This is a genomic window from Streptomyces sp. MAR4 CNX-425 (genome assembly GCF_048656465.1).
Taxonomy (GTDB): Bacteria; Actinomycetota; Actinomycetes; order Streptomycetales; family Streptomycetaceae; genus Streptomyces.
The window spans coordinates 415,045-436,705 of the sequence record NZ_JBMDLF010000002.1; the positions used below are offsets into that span (position 1 = coordinate 415,045).

Annotated in this window: 16 protein-coding genes; 12 read left to right on the forward strand and 4 right to left on the reverse strand. The window is 75.2% G+C overall.

Translation table 11 applies throughout. From position 1 onward, the window contains the following. Positions 1–2 precede the first annotated feature (2 nt). The 8 genes from ACHZ99_RS07125 to ACHZ99_RS07160 all read left to right on the forward strand — a co-directional run bounded on the left by ACHZ99_RS07125 (position 3) and on the right by ACHZ99_RS07160 (position 9,875). Positions 3–1,739 (forward strand): ABC transporter ATP-binding protein, encoded by a 1,737-nt coding sequence (locus ACHZ99_RS07125; protein ID WP_420304005.1) that lies wholly within the window; start codon positions 3–5, stop codon positions 1,737–1,739. Continuing rightward, a complete protein-coding gene (locus tag ACHZ99_RS07130; protein ID WP_420304006.1) occupies positions 1,739–2,998 on the forward strand; it encodes a DUF4032 domain-containing protein in 1,260 nt (419 codons plus the stop codon). Before ACHZ99_RS07125 ends, ACHZ99_RS07130 begins: the two co-directional genes overlap by 1 nt. A gap of 130 nt (positions 2,999–3,128) precedes the next feature. Further along, entirely contained in the window at positions 3,129–4,379 is a 1,251-nt protein-coding gene (locus ACHZ99_RS07135; protein ID WP_420304007.1) for a sensor histidine kinase, read from the forward strand. A gap of 47 nt (positions 4,380–4,426) precedes the next feature. Further along, the gene (locus tag ACHZ99_RS07140; protein WP_420303525.1) at positions 4,427–5,242 is read left to right on the forward strand and encodes a LytR/AlgR family response regulator transcription factor; all 816 of its coding nucleotides are present in this window, start codon (positions 4,427–4,429) and stop codon (positions 5,240–5,242) included. Beyond that, the gene (locus tag ACHZ99_RS07145) at positions 5,239–5,724 is read left to right on the forward strand and encodes a hypothetical protein (RefSeq protein ID WP_420303526.1); all 486 of its coding nucleotides are present in this window, start codon (positions 5,239–5,241) and stop codon (positions 5,722–5,724) included. Before ACHZ99_RS07140 ends, ACHZ99_RS07145 begins: the two co-directional genes overlap by 4 nt. Before the next feature lie 49 nt (positions 5,725–5,773). Beyond that, a complete protein-coding gene (locus ACHZ99_RS07150; protein WP_420303527.1) occupies positions 5,774–7,567 on the forward strand; it encodes a cation acetate symporter in 1,794 nt (597 codons plus the stop codon). 296 nt (positions 7,568–7,863) lie between these two features. Continuing rightward, positions 7,864–8,238, forward strand: a complete 375-nt coding sequence (locus tag ACHZ99_RS07155) for a DUF485 domain-containing protein (RefSeq protein ID WP_420303528.1) — start codon at positions 7,864–7,866, stop codon at positions 8,236–8,238. Further along, positions 8,235–9,875, forward strand: a complete 1,641-nt coding sequence (locus ACHZ99_RS07160) for a cation acetate symporter (protein ID WP_420303529.1) — start codon at positions 8,235–8,237, stop codon at positions 9,873–9,875. The genes ACHZ99_RS07155 and ACHZ99_RS07160 overlap by 4 nt, the downstream gene beginning before the upstream one ends. 222 nt (positions 9,876–10,097) lie before the next feature. Here ACHZ99_RS07160 and ACHZ99_RS07165 read toward each other — a convergent pair whose 3' ends face one another. Beyond that, positions 10,098–11,009: a LysR family transcriptional regulator gene (locus ACHZ99_RS07165; protein WP_420303530.1), complete on the reverse strand. Its 912-nt coding sequence runs from the start codon at positions 11,007–11,009 to the stop codon at positions 10,098–10,100. Between the two features lie 146 nt (positions 11,010–11,155). Next, entirely contained in the window at positions 11,156–11,305 is a 150-nt protein-coding gene (locus tag ACHZ99_RS07170; RefSeq protein ID WP_344290013.1) for a hypothetical protein, read from the reverse strand. 130 nt (positions 11,306–11,435) lie between these two features. On the opposite strand from ACHZ99_RS07170, the gene ACHZ99_RS07175 reads away from it, so the two are divergent. Beyond that, positions 11,436–12,956 (forward strand): sulfatase, encoded by a 1,521-nt coding sequence (locus ACHZ99_RS07175; RefSeq protein ID WP_420303531.1) that lies wholly within the window; start codon positions 11,436–11,438, stop codon positions 12,954–12,956. An 83-nt stretch (positions 12,957–13,039) separates the two neighbouring features. On the opposite strand, the gene ACHZ99_RS07180 is transcribed toward ACHZ99_RS07175, so the two are convergent. Next, complete coding sequence (locus ACHZ99_RS07180; protein WP_420303532.1) at positions 13,040–13,474, reverse strand: anti-sigma factor antagonist; 435 nt, start codon at positions 13,472–13,474, stop codon at positions 13,040–13,042. 326 nt (positions 13,475–13,800) lie between these two features. Between ACHZ99_RS07180 and ACHZ99_RS07185 the strand changes: the two genes are divergently transcribed. From ACHZ99_RS07185 to ACHZ99_RS07195, 3 genes are all read left to right on the forward strand, one after another. Continuing rightward, positions 13,801–15,885, forward strand: coding sequence for a family 20 glycosylhydrolase (locus ACHZ99_RS07185; RefSeq protein ID WP_420303533.1), 2,085 nt, complete (start codon positions 13,801–13,803; stop codon positions 15,883–15,885). Between the two features lie 124 nt (positions 15,886–16,009). Next, the gene (locus tag ACHZ99_RS07190) at positions 16,010–17,137 is read left to right on the forward strand and encodes a hypothetical protein (RefSeq protein ID WP_420303534.1); all 1,128 of its coding nucleotides are present in this window, start codon (positions 16,010–16,012) and stop codon (positions 17,135–17,137) included. 152 nt (positions 17,138–17,289) lie between these two features. Then, positions 17,290–19,308 (forward strand): GTP-binding protein, encoded by a 2,019-nt coding sequence (locus tag ACHZ99_RS07195; RefSeq protein WP_420303535.1) that lies wholly within the window; start codon positions 17,290–17,292, stop codon positions 19,306–19,308. 72 nt (positions 19,309–19,380) lie between these two features. Here ACHZ99_RS07195 and ACHZ99_RS07200 read toward each other — a convergent pair whose 3' ends face one another. After that, on the reverse strand, positions 19,381–21,660 hold the full coding sequence (locus ACHZ99_RS07200; RefSeq protein ID WP_420303536.1) for an alpha-N-acetylglucosaminidase: 2,280 nt from the start codon (positions 21,658–21,660) through the stop codon (positions 19,381–19,383). Between the last annotated feature and the right edge of the window lies 1 nt (position 21,661).

Genomic DNA, 21,661 nt, shown 5'->3' on the forward strand with positions numbered 1-21,661 from the left:
GCATGCCGCCCTGGCGGATGCTCCTCGCCTACGCGCGTCCGCACCGCTGGGCGCTGCTCGCCGGCGCGCTGCTGTCGCTGGCGACGGGGGCGACCGGGCTGGCGCTGCCGCTGGTGGCGCGGTCGCTCATCGACGACCTGTCCGAGGACCGGTCCATCACCGGGGCGCTGGTGGTGATGTCGGTGCTGGTGGTCGCCAACGCCGGGGTCGGGGCGCTGGGTTCGTACGTGCTGCGGCGCACCGCCGAGTCGGTGGTGCTGACGGCGCGGCGCCGGCTCAGCTCGTATCTGCTGCGGCTGCGCATCGCCGCCGTGGACCGCACGGAGCCCGGGGACCTGATGGCCCGGGTGACGTCCGACTCCACGCTGCTGCGCGAGGTCACCACCGACACCCTCGTCGGGCTCGGCACCGGCGGGCTGACCGCCGTGGCGACGCTGGTGCTGATGGGCGTCGTGGACCCGGTGCTGCTCGCGGTGACCGCCGGGGTGATCGGCGCCGCCGGCACGGTGATCGGCGTGATCGTGCCGCGCATCAACCGGGCGGCGAAACGGGCGGCGGAGTCCGTGGGCCTGATGGGCGCGGCGCTGGAGCGGGTGCTCGGCGCGCTGCGCACGGTCAAGGCGTCGGGCGCCGAGCACCGCGAGGAGCGGGCGGTGCACGCCGCGGCGGAGGAGTCGTGGCGGCAGAGCGTCCGGGCTGCCAAGTGGTCGGCGCTGGCCGGGAACACGGCGGGGCTGTCCATGCAGGTCGCGTTCATCACCGTGCTGGCGGTGGGCGGCGCCCGGGTGGCGACCGGGTCGATCGACGTCGGCACCCTGGTCGCGTTCCTGCTCTACGTGTTCTATCTGATGTCGCCGATCCAGCAGGTCGTGGGCGCGGTCGCGCAGTACCAGTCCGGGGCCGCCGCGCTCCAGCGCATCCGCGAGGCGCAGCAGCTGCCGGCCGAGCCCGTCGCGGAGCCGGCGGCGCTGCCGGAGCCGGGCGCCGAGCCGGCGGCGCTGGCGTTCGAGGACGTCCGCTTCCGGTACGCCGACGACCTGCCGTACGTGCACCACGGCGTCAGCTTCCGGGTGCCGCCGCGCGGCATGACGGCGTTCGTCGGCCCTTCGGGGGCGGGCAAGACGACCGTCTTCTCGCTGATCGAGCGGTTCTACGAGCCGACCGCCGGGCGGATACTCCTCGACGGCACCGACGTCACCCGCTACCCGATACCCGAGCTGCGCGCCGCGATCGGGTACGTGGAGCAGGACGCCCCCGTGCTCTCCGGCTCGCTCGCCGACAACCTGCTCCTCGGCAACGCGGCGGCCGGCGCGGACGACGTGCGGGCGGTGCTGAAGACCACCCGGCTCGACGGTCTGGTGGCCCGGCTGCCGGACGGCCTGGACACCCTGGTCGGGCACCGCGGCACCAGGCTGTCCGGCGGCGAGCGCCAGCGCGTCGCGATCGCCCGCGCGCTGCTGCGCCGGCCCCGGCTGCTGCTGCTCGACGAGGCCACGTCGCAGCTGGACGCGGTCAACGAGGCGGCCCTGCGCGACACCGTCGCGGAGGTGGCGCGCGGCACCACGGTGCTCGTCGTCGCGCACCGGCTGTCTACCGTCACCAGCGCCGACCGGATCGTGGTGATGGACGCGGGCCGGGTGCGGGCCGTGGGCACGCACGCCGAGCTGGTCGCCGGCGACCCGCTCTACGCCGAGCTGGCCACCACCCAGTTCCTCGCCGCCGCGACCGGCCCCGCATGATGGACAGCGGACGACGAAGGAGGCCCGCCGTGCGCCCGGAGCTGCAGATCAGCGCCACCAACCCGGAGCACCCCGCCGCGCTGCTCGACCTGCCGTGGGAGCTGCCGCTCGACGCCTGGCCGGAGAGCTGCCTGGTGGACCTGCCGCGCGGCATCTCGCGGCACGTGGTGCGCTTCGCCGAGGCCGGCGCCGAGGTGGTGGCGATCAAGGAGGTCCCGGAGCGCGCCGCGCGCCGGGAGTACGAGCTGCTGCGCGACCTCGACCGGCTCGGCATCCCCGCCGTGGACGCCCTCGCGGTCGTCACCGGGCGCACCGGGCCCGACGGCGAGGCGCTGGAGCCCGCGCTGGTCACCCGGCACCTGGTGGGCTCCCGGCCGTACCGGGCGATGTTCGAGACGACGCTGCGCCCGGGCACGGTGAACCGGCTGATGGACGCGCTGGCCGTGCTGCTCGTGCGGCTGCACCTGGCGGGCTTCGCCTGGGGCGACTGCTCGCTGTCCAACACGCTCTTCCGCCGGGACGCCGGCGCGTACGCCGCGTACCTGGTGGACGCCGAGACCGGGCAGATCCAGCCGCGGCTGAGCCACGGCCAGCGGGAGTACGACATCGAGCTGGCCCGCATGAACATCTCGGGCGAGCTGATGGACCTGGAGGCCTCCGGGGCGCTGCACCCGTCGATCGACCCGATCCCGTTCGGCGCGGCCATCGCCGGGCGGTACGGCGACCTGTGGCACGAGCTGACCCGCGAGTCGGTCTACCCCGCCGACAAGCGGCACTACATCGAGCGCCGCATCCGCCGCCTGCACGACCTCGGCTTCGACGTCGCCGAGATGCAGATCACGCACTCGCCGGGCGGCGACACCGTCTCGTTCGTGCCCAAGGTCGTGGACGCCGGGCACCACCAGCGCCAGCTGCTGCGGCTGACCGGCATGGACACCGAGGAGAACCAGGCCCGCCGGCTGCTCAACGACCTGGAGGGCTGGATGGCCACCCAGGACGACTACGCGCCCGGCGACCCCCTCGGGGCCCGGCCGGAGGTGCTGGCGCACCGCTGGGTGCGGGAGGTGTTCCGGCCGACGGTGCGCGCGGTGCCGCTGGAGCTGCGCGGGCAGCTGGACCCGGCGCAGGTGTACCACGAGGTGCTGGAGCACCGGTGGCTGCTGGCCGAGCAGGCGGAGCACGACGTGGGGCTGGAGGCCGCGGTCGCCGACTACGTCGCGAACGTGCTGCCGCGCTCCGCGGCGGGCACCTCCGGCTGACCCGCCGGCCGCCCCCGCTCCCCCGTCCGCCGCCCGTCCCCCCCGTCCGCCGCTGCCGCCACCGGCCGCCGCTGCCGCCGCGGGCTGCCGCCGACCGGCCCCGGCGCGGTAGCGTCCGTCCATGCCCGGGATGTCGGCCGCGACCGCCGCGCTGCTGCTCGGCGCCGTCGTGGTGCTCTGCGCCGCCGCGGCGCTCATCGGCGTGTACGTCGCGCGCAACCGGCAGTACGGCACGCCGCAGGAGCGCGCCGCGTACGAGACCCTGCACACCGCCTCCCTCGCCGCGCCCCCGCTGCGCGCCGGCCTCACCGACGACAGCGCCCACCGCGCCGCCCCGCACCTGCGCGCCCTGCTCGGCGCGCCCGCGCTCGCGCTCGCCGACGGCAAGGGCGAGCTGCTGGCCTGGGACGGCCCCGAGGGCAGGCCGGGCCACGACCACTCCGAGGCCGTCCCGGGCGCCGCGGCGCAGGTGACCGACAGCGGCCGTACGCAGGTCATCGGCCCCCGCGAGGTGGCGTGCACCTGGCCGGACTGCCCGCTGCGGCACGCGGTCGCGGTGCCGCTGACGGCCGCCGGCCGGATCGACGGCGTCCTCGCCGTCTTCACCTCCCAGCCGTCCGCGGGCCTGGTGCGCGCCGCCTCCGAGGTGGCCCGCTGGGTCTCCGCGCAGCTGGAGCTGGCCGAGCTGGACAGCTCCCGGGCCGCGGCCAGCGAGGCGGAGCTGCGGGCGCTGCGCGCGCAGATCTCCCCGCACTTCATCTACAACTCCCTGTCCACCGTCGCCTCCTTCGTGCGCACCGACCCGGAGCGGGCCCGCGAGCTGATCGTGGAGTTCGCCGAGTTCACCCGCTACTCCTTCCGCCGGCACGGCGACTTCACCTCGCTCTCCGAGGAGCTGCGCTGCATCGACCGCTACCTGCTGCTGGAGCGCGCCCGCTTCGGCGGCCGGCTGGAGGTCTCGCTGCGCGTGGCGCCGGAGGTGCTGAGCGTGGTGGTGCCGTTCCTGTGCCTCCAGCCGCTCGTGGAGAACGCCGTACGGCACGGGCTGGAGAAGAAGCCGGGCCCGGGCCGGCTCACCATCACCGCGGCGGACGGCGGCAGCGAGGCGCTGATCAGCGTCGAGGACGACGGCGCGGGCATGGAGCCGGAGGCCCTGGCCCGCACCCTCGCCGGGGACCTGGCGGAGCTGGCCGAGCTGGCGGGGGACGCGCCGCGGGCGCCGGGCATCGGGCTGCGGAACGTCGACGAGCGGCTGCGGCAGGTGTACGGGGACGCCTACGGGCTCGTCATCGAGACCGCCCCCGGCGCCGGGACGACGGTGCACGTCCGGGTGCCGAAGTTCCATCCGGACGCGGTGCAGTCCGGCCCCGGCGGGCTGTGAGCGGGAGACGGGTTCCGCTGCCGCCGCGCCCCGCATAGGGTGCCCGCATGCTGCACACTCTCGCCGTCGACGACGAGGAGCCAGCCCTGGTGGAGCTGGCGTACCTGCTCCGCCGCGACCCGCGGGTGGCCGAGGTGCAGACCGCCGGCGACGGGCAGCAGGCGCTGCTGGCCCTGGACCGGGCGCTGGCCGCGGGGCGTTCGGTGGACGCGGTCTTCCTGGACATCGGCATGCCGGGGCTGGACGGGCTGGCGCTGGCCCGGCTGATCTCCCGCTTCGCGCACCCGCCGCGGGTGGTGTTCGTCACCGCGCACGAGGACCACGCGGTGGAGGCGTTCGCGCTGCGCGCCGCGGACTACGTGCTGAAGCCGGTCGCGCCGGAGCGGCTCGCCGAGGCGGTGCGGCGGTGCGCCGAGTCGGCCGCGGAGCCGGTGCCGGGGGAGCCGCCCGAGGCGCCCGGGGTGCGCGAGCCGCCGGAGCCGGGCGCCGCGCCGCCGGAGCGCGCGGCGGTGCCGGACGAGGTCATCAGCGTCGAGCTCGCCGGCGTGACCCGCTTCGTCCAGCGCCGCGAGGTCCTCTACGCCGAGGCCCAGGGCGACTACGCGCGGCTGCACACCGGCGGCGGCAGCCACCTCGTGCGCATCCCGCTCGCGACGCTGGAGGAGCGGTGGGGCGCGGCCGGGTTCGTACGCATCCACCGCAGCCACCTCGTCGCCCTGCACCACGTGCGCGAGCTGCGGATGGAGGCGGGGCGTACGTACGTCGTCCTCGGCGGGCACGTGCTGCCGGTCAGCCGGCGGCACACCCGGCAGGTCCGCGAGATGCTGGTCCGGCATCCGCCGACGGCGGCGGTGTCGGGGTGACGGACGACCGGGGGACCTCCGCACCCGCGGGTGCCGCGCCCACGGGCCCCACCGCGGAGGGCGCTGCCGCGGAGGGCGCCGCCGCGCCCGGGCCCGCCGGCCCGCCGCCGCGGGTGACCGTCGCCCACCCGCGCACCCTCGCGGCCCGCAGCTCCCACCCGCTGCCCGGCAGCCGCGCCCTCGTCGCCGACGACCTCGGCCGGCAGACCCCGCTCGGCGACGTGTACCTGCGCTCCCTGATACGCACCCAACTGCGCCTCGCGGCCCTCGTCGTCGGCACGCTCGCCGTCGTCCTCGGGCTGCTGCCGGTGCTGCTGGCGACCGAGCCGGGCGTGCGCGACACCACCGTGGCCGGCGTGCCCCTGCCCTGGCTGGTGATCGGGGTCGCGGTGCACCCGGTGATCCTCGCGCTGGCGTGGGTGTACCAGCGCCAGGCGCGCAAGAACGAGGCCGAGTTCGCGGACCTCGTCGAGCGGTCGTGACGGCGGTCGTGGCAGCGCCCGGAGCAGCGGTGGTCACCGGGCACGGCACGTGAACACCGTCCAGCCCGCCGTCGCCGTGGCCGTCGTCTGCGTCGCCACGGCCCTGTTCGGCGTGTACGGGCTGCGCCCCGGCCGCGCCACCTCCGACTTCTACGTCGCCTCCCGCGCCGTGACGCCGCTGCGCAACGCCTCCGCCATCGGCGGCGAGTACCTGTCGGCCGCGTCCTTCCTCGGCATCGCCGGCCTGGTGCTCGCGTACGGCGCCGACATGCTCTGGTACGGCGTCGGCTACACCGCCGGCTACCTGGTGCTGCTCGCCTTCGTCGCCGCGCCGATGCGCCGCTCCGGCGCGTACACCGTGCCGGACTTCGCCGAGGCACGGCTCCAGTCGGCCCGGGTGCGGCAGATCGCCTCGGTGCTGGTCGTCCTCATCGGCTGGCTCTATCTGCTGCCGCAGTTGCAGGGCGCCGGGCTGACCCTGCGCACCGTGACGGGCGCGCCGCTGTGGGTCGGCCCGGTGGCCGTGGCGGCGGTGGTGATGACCACGGTCGCCTCCGGCGGGATGCGCAGCGTGACGGCGGTGCAGGCGTTCCAGTACTGGCTGAAGCTGACGGCGCTCGCGGTGCCGGTGATCTTCCTGCTGCTCGCCTGGCGCGCGGACGGCGCCCCGTGGCCGGACGCCGACGCGCCGCCGCGGTTCCGCGACACCACGACGGTGACCGTGCACCAGGCGATCGACGTGCGGGTCGAGGAGCCGGTACGGGTCACGGTGCGCGGCCGGCTCGACGGCGAGCGGCTGGACGGCGAGCGGGTGCGGCTCGGCGGCGGCGAGCACGCGATCGGCGCGGAGACCCGGGTGACGTTCCCGGCGGGCGCCGACGTGCCGCACCCGGTGGACGAGGAGCCCGTCGACGGCCTGAACTGGACACGCCCGCTGTCCGGTACGGAGCACCCCGGCTACGGCACGTACTCGCTGCTCATCGCCACCCTCCTGGGCACGATGGGCCTGCCGCACGTCATCGTCCGCTTCTACACCAACCCCGACGGCGCGGCCGCCCGCCGCACCACCTGGACCGTGCTGTGGCTGCTGGCCGCCTTCTACCTGCTGCCGCCGCTCTACGGCGCCCTCGGCCGCCTGTACACCCCCGAGCTCCTCATGACCGGCCGCACGGACGCCACCCTGCTGCTGCTCCCCGACCGGCTGCTCGGCGGCGGCCCGGGGGCCGCGGCCCTCGGCACCCTGCTGACCGCCGGCGCGTTCGCGGCGTTCCTGTCCACGGCCTCCGGCCTGACCATGTCGGTGGCGGGGGTGCTGGGGCAGGAGCTGGAGCGCAGACGGGCGCGGCGGGCGACCGCCTCGCCGGGCAAGGCGGCCGACGCGCGGGCGGAGGTGCGGGCGACCGTGCGGCGGCTGCGGCTGGCGGGGGTGGCCGCGGCGGCGGTGCCGTGCGTGCTGTCGCTGGTGGTGGTGGAGCGGCCGGTCGCGGACGTGGTGGGGCTGGCGTTCGCGGTGGCGGCCTCGTCGTTCTGCCCGCTGCTGCTGCTCGGCATCTGGTGGCGCGGGCTGACGCCGCAGGGCGCGGCGGCCGGGCTGTTCACCGGCGGCGGGGCGGCGCTGGTGACGGTGGCGGCGACGATGTTCGGGGTGCAGCTCGGCGGCTGGCCGGGGGCGTTGCTGATGCGGCCGGCGGCGTGGACGGTGCCGCTGGCGTTCGCGGTGATGGTGGGGGTGTCGTGGCTGACGCGGCGCAGCGTGCCCAGCGGTACGGCACACGCCCTGCTGCGGCTGCACGCGCCGGAGTCGCTGGACCTGCCGCGCCGCCCGGGCCGTACGACGGGCTGACGCGCCCGGCGGTCCCGGCGGCCCGGCCCGGTCCCCGGACCCGCCCCGACTCGCCCGCGCCCCCGCAACAGACCCGGCCCGCAGACCCCGCCCGCAGACCCGCCCGCAGACCCGGCCCCCGCCGGGCAGCGGCCCCGCCCGCTCGTCTACCGCTCGTCGTGCCGCCGCTACCGCTCGGCGCATCCGCGCCGCCGTTCACGGCACCACCGCCGCGCGGCGGCTCGCGCCGCGGCGCACCCGCTTCTACGGTTGCCGCGCCCGGCCCGTCCGGACACCCCCGTCCCCCGAGGCGCCCCATGGAGGCCGCGATGAGCAGCACACCCCCGACCGGCAGGCCGCCGGACGTGTACGAGGACGTACAGCAGAGCGAGGAGTTCGGGGAGCTGCGGCGCACGCACCGTTCGTTCGCGTTTCCGCTGACCGTCGGATTCATTGCCTGGTACCTGCTGTACGTGCTGCTGTCCAACTACGCGGGCGGCTTCATGGGCACCGAGGTCGTCGGCAACATCAACGTGGCGTTCGTGCTGGGCGTCCTGCAGTTCGCCACCACCTTCGCGATCGCCTGGTGGTACGCGCGGCACGCCGCCGCGAAGCTCGACCCGCAGTCCGAGCGTCTCAAGGCCGAGGTCGAGGGCCGCCTGTCCGGCAACAGCACGGAGGTCGGGAAATGACGGGCGCCACCACGAGCGCCGTGCAGGTGCTCGCCCAGTCGGAGCCGGGTGAGCACCGCACGCTGATCGTCACGCTGTTCTCGGTGTTCGTCGCGTTCACCCTGGCGGTGACCGTGTGGGCGGGGCGCAAGACGAAGGACGCCACCGACTTCTACGCGGGCGGCCGTTCGTTCACCGGCTTCCAGAACGGGCTGGCGATCTCCGGGGACTACATGTCCGCGGCCTCCTTCCTGGGCATCGCCGGCGCCATCGCGCTGTCGGGCTACGACGGGTTCCTGTACTCCATCGGCTTCCTCGTGGCCTGGCTGGTCGCGCTGCTGCTGGTCGCCGAACCGCTGCGCAACTCGGGCCGGTTCACCATGGGCGACGTGCTGGCGTACCGGATGCGGCAGCGTCCCGTACGCACCGCGGCCGGGGTGTCGACGATCGTCGTCTCGATCTTCTACCTGCTGGCGCAGATGGTCGGCGCCGGCGCGCTGGTCGCCCTGCTGCTGGGGATCACCGGCGAGGCCGGCAAGAACCTCATCGTGGTGCTCGTGGGCCTGGTGATGATCGTCTACGTGACCGTCGGCGGCATGAAGGGCACCACCTGGGTGCAGATCATCAAGGCCGTGCTGCTGATCCTGGGCACGCTGCTGATCACGATACTGGTGCTGGCGAAGTTCGACTTCAACATCTCGCAGCTGCTGGGCGCCGCCGCGGACAACTCCGGCAAGGGCTCGGCGTTCCTGGAGCCGGGGCTGAAGTACGGGGTGGACACCACCTCGAAGATCGACTTCATCTCGCTGGGCATCGCGCTGGTGCTGGGCACCGCCGGTCTGCCGCACATCCTGATCCGCTTCTACACCGTGCCCACCGCGCAGACCGCGCGCAAGTCCGTGCTCTGGGCGATCGGCATCATCGGCGGCTTCTACCTGATGACGATCGCGCTGGGCTTCGGCGCCGCGGCGCTGATCAAACAAGAGACGATCATCGAGTCCAATCCGGCGGGCAATACGGCGGCACCACTGCTGGCGGAGGAGATCGGCGGCGGATCGGGATCCACCGGCGGGGCGATCCTGCTGGCGCTGATCTCCGCGGTCGCGTTCGCCACCATCCTCGCGGTCGTCGCCGGGCTGACGCTGGCCTCGTCGTCGTCGTTCGCGCACGACCTGTACGCGAACGTCATCCGCAAGGGCAAGGCCACCGAGAAGGAGGAGGTCGCCGCGGCCCGGATCGCCGCCATCGCGATCGGTGCGGTCGCCATCCTGCTGGGCGTCTTCGCGGGCAGCCTCAACGTCGCCGGCCTGGTGGCGCTGGCGTTCGCGGTGGCGGCGTCGGCGAACCTGCCGACGATCCTCTACAGCCTGTTCTGGAAGCGGTTCACCACCCGGGGCGCGCTGTGGTCGATCTACGGCGGCCTGTTCATCTCGGTCTTCCTGGTGCTGTTCTCGCCGGTGGTGTCCGGCGAGGAGAAGAGCATGTGGCCCGGGGTGGACTTCCAGTGGTTCCCGCTGGAGAACCCGGGGCTGATCTCCATCCCGGCCGGCTTCCTCCTCGGCTGGCTCGGCTCGATCCTGTCCAAGGACGAGGACGCCACCGGGAAGAAGTACGCGGAGCTGGAGGTCCGCTCCCTGACCGGCGCGGGCGCCCACTAGCCGCGCCGCCGCCGGCCGGGTGGGCCGTCCCCACAACGGCCCGCCCGGCCACCCGGCTCCGGCCGGGACCCGGAGCGGCGGCCGGCCGGCGGTGCCCGAGCGCCTGCCGTCCGGCCGTCACCAACCCCCCTCCCCGGGGGGCGGGGTATCCTCCCGCCCCGCCCCCCCCCCCTTCCGCGGGCCCGCGGGGTCCGTGCCCCGCGGGCCCGCGGACCCTTGGGGCTACCCGACGGTCTCCTTGGCCCGTACGCGCAGCGCGTCCAGCGCCGCCCGCACCGCCGGGCTGCCGGTGCCGCCGCGCCGGGTGACCGTCAGGAACGTCCGGGACGGCGTCGGGGTCCCGGTCACCCGCAGCCGGCGGACCGACGGCACGCCGGAGAGCTGCGCGAGCCGGGGGACGAGCGCGACGCCGAGGCCGTGCGAGACCATCACGCCCGTCACGGTGAAGTCGCACGCCTCGTTGGCCACGTTCGGCCCGAAGCCCGCGGCGCTGCACGCGGCGAGCACGTGCTGCCGCGACCAGACGCCCGGGGGGCCGATGATCCACCGCTCCCCCGCCGCCTCGGCGAGCCCGATCTCCGCCCGCCCGGCCAGCGGGTGGTCCTCGGGCACCAGCAGGTCGAACGGGTCCTCGATGAGCGTCTGCTGCTCGAAGCGCCGGTCCCCGTGGGCCGGGGCGTCGGCGGAGGCCTCGACGACGGCGAGGTCGGTCTCGCCGTTGAAGAGCAGGTCGTAGCAGTCCGCCGGTTCGGCCTCGCGCAGCCGTACGTCCAGGCGCGGGAACTGCGCGCGCAGCCCGCCGGCGACCGGCGCGAGCAGCCGGCACATCGCGCTGGGAAACCCGGCCATGCGCAGCTCCCCGGCCGGTTCGCCGTCCAGCGCGTGCAGCTCCGACTCCGCCTCCTCCCACCGCGCCTCGATGGCGTCGGCGTGCGCGAGCAGCCCGCGCGCCGCGGGTGTGAGCCGCACCCGGCGGCCCTGCGGCTCCAGCAGCCGGACGTCGAGTTCGCGGCCCAGCTGCCGGATCTGCTGGGAGGCGGCGGAGGGGGTGAGGTGGAGGGACTCGGCGGCGGCGGTCACGGTGCCGTAGTACGCGACCGCGCGCAGCACGCGGAGCCGGCGCAGATCAATCATGTAGACCCTCCTTCACGATGCCGTCCATAAATCCAACCTAGACCTGAACGAACACAGCTTCCATGCTGGGGAGCAGGAAACGCGGTCACGACGACAGGCGCCGCCGGAACGCGCGGCGGAGAGAGGACATCCGAGTTGTTCGAGGGTCACTGCCCCCACTGCGGCTGGGCGGACAGCACGCCGTTCCACACGGTCTCGCGGCACCGCACCGCCGGCGGGATGACGATCTGGACCCGGTGCCAGTGCGGCTCCCTGCAGATGCGGACGATCGACGCGGCCGGCGGCCGGATCGTCACCCGGGGGCGGCCGGCGCCGGACGCGGCCGGCGGCCCGTACCCGGGCGGCGTGCGGCAGCCGGTCCCGGGGGTAGAAAGGTGCCATGACCGCTGACGCTCCCGCGCACGCCCCCGTCAGGAAGCGGACCGTATGACGCAGCCCGCCCGCCGCCCCAACATCCTGCTGATCACCAGCGACCAGCAGCACTGGAACACCCTGGGCCGGGGCAACCCCGAGATCCGCACCCCGCACCTCGACCGGCTCGCCGCCCAGGGCACCGCCTTCGAGCGCGCCTACTGCCCCAACCCGACGTGCACCCCGACCCGCGCCTCGATGATCACCGGCAAGTACCCCAGCCAGCACGGCGCGTGGACGCTGGGCACCAAGCTGCCCGAGGACCAGCCCACGCTCGGCGGGCACCTGGGCGCCGCGGGCTACGCCACCTCGCTGGTCGGCAAGGCGCACTTCCAGCCGCTCGCGAGCACGCCGGAGCACCCCTCGATCGAGTCGTACCCGCTGTTGCAGGACCTGGACTTCTGGCGGGACTTCCACGGCCCGTACTACGGCTTCGACCACGTGGAGCTGGCCCGCAACCACACCGCGGAGGCGCACGCGGGGCAGCACTACGCGCTCTGGCTCCAGCGGCAGGGGCGCGCGGACTGGCGGCGCTGGTTCCGGCCGCCGACCGGCACCCTGGACCCGGACACGCGGCACACCTGGCCGATCCCCGAGAAGCTGCACTACAACGCCTGGATCGCCGAGCGCACCGGCGCGCTCCTCGACGGGTACGCCGAGCGAGGCGAATCGTTTTTCTGCTGGGCCAGCTTCTTCGACCCGCACCCCCCGTACCTGGTGCCCGAGCCCTGGGACCGGATGTACGACCCGGACGCGCTGACCGTGCCCGAGGCCGTCGCGGGCGAACACGACGGCAACCCGCCGCACTTCGGCCTCACCCAGCAGGACCGGCCGGACTTCTCGCCCTGGCAGGAGTCGGGGCACTACGTGCACGGCTTCCACTCCCACCGGCTGCCGGCCGCCGAGCGGCGGCGGCTGGTGGCCACGTACTACGGGATGGTCAGCCTGCTGGACGAGTACGTCGGCCGGATCCTGGACCGGCTGGAGGCGCTGGGCCTGGCCGAGGACACGATCGTGGTGTTCACCACCGACCACGGGCACTTCTTCGGCCAGCACGGGCTCCAGGCCAAGGGCGCGTTCCACTACGAGGACCTGCTGCGGGTGCCGTTCCTCGCCCGCTGGCCGGGCCGGGTGCCGGCCGGGCGGGCCTCCTCCGCGCTGCTGTCGACGGTCGACCTGGCGCCGACGTTCCTGGAGCTGGCCGGGCTGCCGGTGCCGCCGGAGATGACCGGCGTCAGCCAGGCGGCGGTCCTCACCGGCGCGGCGCAGCGCGCGCGGGACCACGTCATCTGCGAGTTCCGGCACGAGCCGGCGGCGGTCAGCCTGCGCACGTACGTCGACGACCGCTACAAGCTGACGGTCTACCAGGGGCGGACCTACGGCGAGCTGTTCGACCTGCGCGCGGACCCGGGCGAGACGCGCAACCTGTGGGACGACCCGGACAGCGCGGGGCTGAAGTCCGAGCTGCTGCTGAAGTACATCTGGGCGGAGCTGGGCAAGGAGCCGATGTGGATGCCGCGGGTGGCGGCGGCCTAGCGCCCGGGCCGCGCCCCCGGCGGGGCGCGGCCGGGCCGGGGCGCCGCCCTCCCGCCCGGTGGAACGCGGGAGCGACACCCTCCTCAGACGGGACGGGCGACCGCTCCGGGGTAGTCGTCGGAGAGGGCGTCGGCCAGCGTCGGCACCGGTTCCAGCGCGCCGAGCAGCCCGCAGTGCCGCAGGATCCGGTGCGCCGCGGCGGTCTCGGGGCAGACCAGCCGCAGCTCACCGTCGCGGTCGGCGGTGCGCAGGCGGGCGCGTACGAGCAGCCGCAGGCCGGAGCAGTCGAGGAACTCCGTAGGGCACAGGTCGACGACGACCCGCGGCCCGGGCACGCCGGTGATCATGTCGAGATACGGCCCGACGTCGAGCTGGGCGGCGAGGTCGATCTCGCCGCGTAACTCCAGCACGGTGAAACCGTGCCGCCGGTAGCTCCGCGCGAAGCGCGACTCCCCGCGATCGGCGCGGTCGTCGCCGCCGGCGCGCCACGAAACTCCGCTCACGTCGCCTGTGTACACCACGTGCTCCCCCCACGGGGCCCGTTCCGCCCAGCCGGAGGGCGGGCAGCCGAGGTCATAGTCACCGGGGTCCTGGGTGGACCGCCAACCGTACTGCGACAGGTCGGGACAGGGGCAAGGTTGGCGCAAACCAACCGGTCGAGATTCGCTCGACCGGGCGATTAGTTCACAAACAGCTTGACCGATTCTCACACGATATGGGAATGGGGGCGCCGCAACTTCCCGCGCCGGCGCGGAAGTCCACGCCGCGCCGCGCTTCCGTCCATGGCCGCGGTCGGAGGCGGGTTGGTAAGCCTGGGAAGTTGCCGTCGTCCGAGGGAGCCGCCATGCCGCAGAAGACCCCGGCGCCAGTGCCGCAGAGACCGTCCTCGCGTACGAAGCCGCAGGCCGGGCCGTACGCCCGCCGCGGCCCACGACGCCTCCGCACCCGCGCCCTCTGGCTCGCCGCGGCCGCCGGGATACTGCTCCCGCTCGCCCCCGGCCTGCCCGCGAGCCAGGCCGCCGAGCCCAACCCCGCGCCGGTCACCGTCCCGTCCGTGCGCTCGTGGGAGGGCGGCCGGGGCGAGTGGGAGCTGACCCGCGACAGCCGGATCGTGGTGGACCGGGGCGACGCCGGGAAGCTGCTGCCCACCGCGGCCATGCTCGCCCGCGAGCTGCGGATGCAGGAGGGGCTGCGCCCGCGGATCGCCACCGGCCACCCCGGCAGCGGCGACATCGGCCTGTCCCTCGGCGGCTCCGCCCCCTCCCCCGAGGGCTACGAGCTGGACGTCGCCGGCTCCGCCCGGATCACCGCCCCCGACCGCCGCGGGGTGCTCTACGGCACCCGCACCCTGCTCCAGGCCCTGCGCACCAGCCCCGAGCCGCACACCGTCGCCCGCGGCACCGCGCGCGACCACCCCACCCACGGCGAGCGCGGCGTGATGCTCGACGTGGGCCGCAGGTACTTCCCGGTGGACTACCTCAAGCAGCAGATCCGCCAGCTCGCCTGGTACAAGCTCAACACCTTCCACCTGCACCTGACGGACTGGAACGGCTACCGCATCGAGAGCGACCGGTTCCCCGGCATCGTCGCCGAGGAGCACTACACCAAGCGCGAGCTGCGCGACCTGGAGGACTACGCCGCGCGCCACGGCGTGACGCTCGTCCCCGAGATCGACCTGCCCGGGCACGCCGTCTCCCTCGGCGACGCCCGCCCCGACCTGGCGTTCCGGTGCGAGTCGATGTCCCGGCCGGACAACGGCTGGGAGGGCTCCGACCGCGGCCACTGGACGCTGGACTACACCAAGCCCGAGACGCGCCGCTTCGCCCGCGAGCTGGTCGCCGAGGTCGCGGACATCTTCGACGGGCCGTACCTGCACATCGGCACCGACGAAGTCCCGCTGCGCCCGGCGCAGGAGGCGTGCCCCGAACTCGTCGCGTACCAGAAGAAGCAGGGCTACCCCTACCCCGGCGACGTGCTGGTGGAGTTCATCGACGACCTGGCCGCCGCCGTGCGCGCCGAGGGCAAGACGGCGCAGGTCTGGCAGTGGTGGGACTTCCGGCAGCCCACCAGCATCGACCCGGACAAGCGCACCGCGGTCACCGAGTGGCTCTCGCCCCCCGGCGGCCGGGCCGCCCAGGGCTACCCCACCGTCGGCATGGAGGAGGGCAAGCTGTACATGAGCCCGGGCTTCGGCGCCACGCCCGGCGACTACGCCTTCTTCGACGTGCGCGACGTCTACCGCGACTACCCGTTCGAGTCCGCGCCCGGCATCCTCGGCTACCGGATGGCCCGCTGGTCCGACCGCACCTACGCGTACTCGATGGGCTGGGTCGACTACTTCGCCCGCCGCCCGCTCGCCGTCGTCGCCGACCGCACCTGGGCGCAGCCGGCCGGCTCCCCCGTGCAGCCGTTCCTCGACGCCTACGACCGCGTCGGCGACGCGCTGCCGGTCACGGCCGCCGACCCGGCCGACCCCCGGTCGCAGATCGGCGCCAACCCCGGCATGTACGGGCAGGACGGCTGGACCGCGACCGCCACCAGCGAGGAGACCGCCGGGGAGCCGGGCCGGGCCGCGGCCGCCGTGGACAACGACCCGTACACCCACTGGCACAGCGACTACGGCGCCGCGCTGCCGCAGCGGCTGTCGGTCGACACCGGCGCCGAGCGGCGCCTGGCGGGGGTGCGCTACATGCCGCGGCAGGACGGCGGGATCAACGGCCGGGTGAAGGACTACGAGGTGCTGGTCTCCGCCGACGGCGAGGACTGGCGGACCGTGGCCGCCGGCGCCTTCCCCGCGGACCGCACCGAGTTCACCGTGCCGTTCGCGGAGGTGACGGCGAGGTACGTCGCGCTGCGGGTGCTCAGTGAGCACGGCGCGTCGGACACCTTCGCCTCGGTGGCCGAACTGGACGCCGTACGCGCCCGGTGAACACCCGGTGAGCTCACGGGGCACCCCGGATGACGTAGGGACATAACTGAAATAACTGGACAACCCTCGCCTCCTGTGGGCGGTCTGACCCCGTGTCGGACCGCCCGCAGGAAGGAACTCAGGGATGAGGACTTGGGGAAACACCGCCGTCGCCGTGGCCGCGGCGCTCGCCGCCGCCGCGCTCGCCGCCCCGGCGACCGCGGCGGAGCCGGCGGCCGTCTCCGCGCACGAACCCCGCTGGCAGATATCCCTCGCCGGCAGCCTGCCGGACGGCGCCCGGCTGACGTCGGTCACGTCCGCCGGCTCCGGCGCCTGGGCCGTGGGCACCGGCCGCGCCTACGAGGGCGGTCCGGAAGGCGTCGTGCTGCGGTGGGACGGCAGGCGGTGGCGCGACGAGCGGGACCCCGCCCTGCCGCCCGTCCGCCATTGGAACTCGGTGGACTCCTCCTCGCCGTCCCACGTGTGGGCGTACGGCTGGAACGACGAGGCCGAGTACGCCGTCCGCCACGACGGCAGGAGGTGGCGGCAGGTGCCGATGCCCCGCCTGCCCGGCGGCGCGCACCACGGCCTCGCGGAGATCGCCGCCGCGCCGCACCGCGTCTGGGTCGCGGGCCTGGAGTGGCTGAGCACGTACGCCCACGGCTCGTGGACGTCGGAGAAGCTGCCGCGGGGCGTGGACGTGCTCGACGTCACCTCGCGCTCCTCCCGCACCGCCTGGGCCGTGGGCGGCTTCTTCCACGTCGGCGAGGAGAGCCGCCCCGTGGTGCTGCGGTGGCGGGACGGCGCCTGGGCCGAGACGGCGGCCCCCGGCGGGCCGGACCTGCGGCTGACCGACGTCCACGTGGAGTCCGAGCGCAGCGTCTGGGTGGCCGGCCGGGTCCCGGCGGCCGGCGGCGACGGGTTCGCCGAGCCCCGGGTCCACCACTGGAACGGCCGCACCTGGCGGGACGTCACCGGCCCGGTCGCCGGGCTCTTCGCCGGGAGCGTCACCGGCGACGGCCGCGGCGGGATCTGGCTGTCCGGCGACCCCTACGGCTGGGAAGGGCCGCCGCTCTTCTGGCACTACGACGGCCGCCGCTGGACCCGGCACGAGGGCGCCGTGGTCACCACCGGCGAGACGCAGGCGCACGAGATCGCCGACCTGGCGCCGGGCGGCCCGCTCGGCGGCCCGTGGGCCGTGGGCAGCTACGCGCGGGTGGAGGGCCAAACGGCCTACCAGCACGAGCTGATCGAGCGCCTCGGCCGCCGCTGAGCCCTAATTCGGTTGCCGTGCCCGGCCGTCCGCTGCTGCACTGGCCGGGCACGGCAGACCCGTGACCCCGTACGGAAAGGAAACGCGCATGCGCGCAGCGTTCATGTCCACCCAGCAGGCCATCGCCATCCACACAAGGGACATGACGCTTCGTGCACACGCTGAACCTGGGAATCCTGGCCCATGTCGACGCCGGTAAGACCAGCCTGACCGAGCGGCTCCTGCACGCCGCCGGGGTCGTCGACGAGGTCGGGAGTGTCGACGACGGCAGCACCCGCACCGACTCGCTCGCGCTGGAGCGGCAGCGGGGCATCACCATCAAGTCCGCCGTCGTCTCCTTCGCGCTCGACGGCACCACCGTCAACCTCATCGACACGCCCGGCCACCCCGACTTCATCGCCGAGGTGGAGCGGGTGCTGCACGTGCTCGACGGGGCGGTGCTCGTGGTCTCCGCCGTGGAGGGCGTGCAGGCGCAGACCCGGGTGCTCATGCGCACGCTGCGGCGGCTGGCCATCCCCACCCTGGTCTTCGTCAACAAGACCGACCGGCGCGGCGCGCGCGCCGATGCGCTCGTCCGGGACGTCGCCGCGAAGCTCGCGCCGGGCGCCGTCGCCATGGGCGCCGTCCGCGCGCTCGGCACCCGCGCCGCCGCCTTCACCCCGTACGGCCCCGGGGACGCCGGCTTCACCGGCCGGCTCGCCGACGTCCTCGCGGGTCACGACGACGCGCTGCTCGCCGACTACGTCGCCGACGAGGCGGCGGTGACGTACCGCCGGCTGCGCAAGAGCCTCGCCGAGCAGACCGCCGGCGCGCTGGTGCACCCGGTGTACTTCGGCTCCGCCGCCACCGGCGCGGGGGTCGCGGAGCTGACCGCGGGCATCACCGAGCTGCTGCCGGCGCCGGCCGGGGACCCGGACGCGCCCGTCGCGGGCACGGTCTTCAAGGTCGAGCGCGGGCCGGGCGGCGAGAAGGTCGCGTACGTGCGGGTGCTCGCCGGCACCGTACGGGCCCGCCGGGAGCTGGCGTACGGGGACGGCGACCGCGCTGGGGTGAGGGAGAAGGTCACCGGCGTCGAGGTCTTCGACCAGGGCGCGGCGGTGCCCGCCGCCGGGGTGCCGGCCGGCCGCATCGCCCTGGTGCGGGGGCTGGCCGGGGTGCGCGTCGGCGACGCGGTCGGCGCGGCGGCCGGCGCGGGCGACGGCCGGGCCGGTGAGGCGCGGCGGCACCACTTCGCGCCGCCGACGCTGGAGACGGTCGTGGTGCCGGACCGGGCGTCCGACACCGGCGCGCTGCACGCGGCGCTCTTCCAGCTCGCCGAGCAGGACCCGCTGATCGCGCTGCGCCAGGACGACATCCGGCGGGAGCTGTACGTCTCGCTCTACGGCGAGGTGCAGAAGGAGGTCATCGGCGCCACGCTCGCCGACGAGTACGGCCTGCCGGTGTCCTTCCGCGAGTCGTCGGTCATCCACGTCGAGCGGCTGGCCGGCGCGGGCGCGGCGTACGAGAAGGGCGACACGGACACGAACCCGTTCCTGGCCACCGTCGGGCTGCGCGTCGAGCCGGCACCGCCGGGCACGGGCGTGCTCTTCGAACTGGCCGTGGAGCTGGGCTCCATGCCGTACGCGTTCTTCAAGGCCGTCGAGGACACCGTGCGCGCCACGCTGCGCCAGGGCCTGAGCGGCTGGGAGATCCCGGACGTGCGGGTGACCATGACGCACTCCGGCTACTGGCCCCGGCAGAGCCACGCCCACCAGGGCTTCAGCAAGGCCATGTCGAGCACCGGCGCCGACTTCCGCGGCATCACGCCGCTGGTGCTGGCGGACGCGCTGAAGCGGGCCGGGACCCGGGTGCACGAGCCGGTGCAGCGGTTCCGGCTGGAGGCGCCGGAGGACACGGTGCCGGCGCTGTGGCCGGCGTTCGCGGCGCTGGACGCGGTGGTCGACGCGCAGGAGGTGCGCGGCGGCGTCGCGGTGCTTCAGGGCGAGGTGCCGGCCGCGCGGGTGCACGGGCTGGAGCGGCGGCTGCCGGGGCTGACCCGCGGCGAGGGCGTGCTGGAGAGCGCCTTCGGCCGCTACCGGGAGGTGCGCGGGCCGGCCCCGGAGCGGCCGCGGACCGACCACAACCCGCTGGACCGCAAGGAGTACCTGCTGCACGTCCAGCGGCGGGTGTGAGGGGCGGCACGGGTACGGGGGGCGGCTCCCGTACCCGTGCCGCCGGCCGGTGCGCCCCGGGGGCCGCGCCGCTCAGCCGACGGGCGCGGCGAGCGGGTGGCGGGCGAGGACGTGCGCGGTCTGCCGGGCCAGCCGGCGGATGTCGCCGCGCGGCCGCTCGGGGTGGCGGTCGGTGCGGCGCGCCCAGGCATCCTCGTACGCGAACCAGTCGACGGCCGCCGGTTCGGTGCCGGTCCGCAGCGCCTCGTCGAGGGTGGCGAAGTAGGTCTGCCAGCGGCCGTGGTAGAAGTCGCCGAGGAGGCCCTGCCACTCGCGGTTCGCGTAGTCGTGCAGCCCCGCCTCGCTGCCGGCGCGCGGGCCCCAGGTGGTGAGCAGCGAGCGCGCGTCGTACTCCAGCCGGTCGCGCTCGGCACGGTCGGCGCCCCAGGCGCGGGCCTCGGCGAGGTAGCGGCCGAGGAGGTGCCGCGCGTCCGTGCCCACCACCCGGTCCTGCAGCCGGATCAGCCCCAGCCAGGCGGACGTCAGCTCGCGCAGCCGGTCCCGGTCGCCGTCCTCGTACGCCTGCCTGATCCGCGCCAGCAGCGGGCGGCCGCGGTTGGCGAGCGCCTGTCTGGCGACGTCCATGAGGTCGTAGCGGTACGCGGCGGAGCGGCGCAGCCCGGGCGCGACGGCGAGGAGTTCGGTGAGCGCGCGGTCGAAGGCGGCGGTGTCGTAGCGGTCCTCCGGCGGGCTCCAGGCGGCGGCGCTGCGGACGTCGAGGCCCGGGCGGGCGCAGAAGACGCTGTCGGCGCCCTCGCTCCAGGAGTCGGCGCGCGTGGTGCCGTAGGCGGTCTCGCGGAGCACCTGCCAGGCGGCGGCCGCGTGCGGGTCGTCGGCGCCGTAGCGGGCGGTCGCGTACTCGCGGAACCAGGCGTCGAGGTCGACCCGGCCGGGGGTCCAGGCGAGCTCGGTGAGCAGGGACATGGCGGCGGCGTTGTTGCCGGCGCCCTCGGGCATCATGGCGACGCCGGCGAGGGCGCTGCCCGGCTTGTCGCGCCAGGCGGGGTAGAGCGCGGCCCAGTCGGGGGTGTTGGCGCCGAGGGCGGTGTGGCCGCCGAAGTTCCAGATGGACCCGAAGGCGTAGGGGGTGCCGAGCCAGTCGGCCTCGCGGTCGGTGACGGTGGGGAAGCGGTCGGAGAGGCCGTCGAGGACGAGCATGCGGTCGCGGTCGACGGCCTTCAGGATCTCCCGGTCCGGGTTGGTCTGCCAGCCGAGGATCGCCCAGAGCGCGTCCGGGTGGGCGCGGCGGAGGGCCGCCTCCACGGCGCGGGCGGCGGCGCCGACCGGCACGTCGCCGGGGTCGCCGCCCTCGTGCAGCAGGTCCATCTTGTACATCCCGGCCGGGCCGAGCAGGTCGCGCTGGTGGCCGTAGAACGCGGCGGCGACCTCGGCGAAGTGCGGGTCGCGGGGGTCGAGCCAGCCGGGCCGGTCGAAGCCGACCCAGCCGCCCTGCGGGACGACGCGGGCGCCGGGGTTCTTCTCCGCGAAGCCGTCGGGGACGGTGCCGAAGTAGCCGGGGAGTACGGGCGTCATGCCCAGCTCGCGCACCCGCGCGGTGACGCGTGCGCCCAGCTCGGCGCGCAGGCGCAGCAGGCGGGCGGAGACGGGGCCGCCGAAGGAGGCCATGTTCTGCAGCAGCCACCAGGGCTGGTGCGCGGGGGCGGGGATCCAGGCGCGCATCTCGGCGTCGGAGTAGCCGAACCGGCGGAAGGTCTCGTAGTAGACGGCGTCGGTGCCGACGCACACCAGCACCTCGTTGACGCCGTGCAGCGCGAGCACGTCGAGGGCGCGCTCCCAGGCGGCGAAGTCGCGGTAGGCGCCGGTGTAGCCCTCGTGGGTGTCGTTGTACGCGAAGCGGTGCGGCACGTGCGCCTCGCCGGCCAGCGGGCGGTCGGGGGCGGGCAGCCGGCCGGGGAGGTCGAGCTGGTCGCCGTTCCAGGAGACGTGCGCGCGGGCGGTGCGCTTGAGGTAGGCGCCGACGCCGGTGAGCAGCGGGCCCGTACCGGTGGCGGCGACGGCGATCCGGCCCGGGGTGCCGGTGACGCGGTAGTGGTCGGGGCCCAAGGCGGGGAGCAGCGACAGCTCGAACTGCCGGTGGTGGCGGGGCAGCAGCCGGGCCAGCGCCCGCCGGGCGCCCGCGGTGCCGTCGCCGCCTCCGCCGCCGTCGCCGCCTCCGCCGCCGTACGGGCCGTCCCCGGCCCCGCCGCCGCGCGCCGCCGCCGACGCCGGCGCCGCGGCGCCGAGGGCCGGCAGCAGCGCGGCGCCGCCGGCGATCGTCGTCCCTGCCAGGAAGTGCCTGCGGTGCACGCTCATC

Bases quoted from the DNA above. Each gene is read 5' to 3' on its own strand.
- ACHZ99_RS07140 (WP_420303525.1), top strand. From the start codon at position 4,427: ATGCTGCACACTCTCGCCGTCGACGACGAGGAGCCAGCCCTGGTGGAG.
- ACHZ99_RS07175 (WP_420303531.1), top strand. From the start codon at position 11,436: ATGACGCAGCCCGCCCGCCGCCCCAACATCCTGCTGATCACCAGCGAC.
- ACHZ99_RS07160 (WP_420303529.1), top strand. From the start codon at position 8,235: ATGACGGGCGCCACCACGAGCGCCGTGCAGGTGCTCGCCCAGTCGGAG.
- ACHZ99_RS07165 (WP_420303530.1), bottom strand. From the start codon at position 11,009: ATGATTGATCTGCGCCGGCTCCGCGTGCTGCGCGCGGTCGCGTACTAC.
- ACHZ99_RS07125 (WP_420304005.1), top strand. From the start codon at position 3: ATGCCGCCCTGGCGGATGCTCCTCGCCTACGCGCGTCCGCACCGCTGG.
- ACHZ99_RS07190 (WP_420303534.1), top strand. From the start codon at position 16,010: ATGAGGACTTGGGGAAACACCGCCGTCGCCGTGGCCGCGGCGCTCGCC.
- ACHZ99_RS07130 (WP_420304006.1), top strand. From the start codon at position 1,739: ATGGACAGCGGACGACGAAGGAGGCCCGCCGTGCGCCCGGAGCTGCAG.
- ACHZ99_RS07155 (WP_420303528.1), top strand. From the start codon at position 7,864: ATGGAGGCCGCGATGAGCAGCACACCCCCGACCGGCAGGCCGCCGGAC.
- ACHZ99_RS07135 (WP_420304007.1), top strand. From the start codon at position 3,129: ATGTCGGCCGCGACCGCCGCGCTGCTGCTCGGCGCCGTCGTGGTGCTC.
- ACHZ99_RS07200 (WP_420303536.1), bottom strand. From the start codon at position 21,660: ATGAGCGTGCACCGCAGGCACTTCCTGGCAGGGACGACGATCGCCGGC.
- ACHZ99_RS07185 (WP_420303533.1), top strand. From the start codon at position 13,801: ATGCCGCAGAAGACCCCGGCGCCAGTGCCGCAGAGACCGTCCTCGCGT.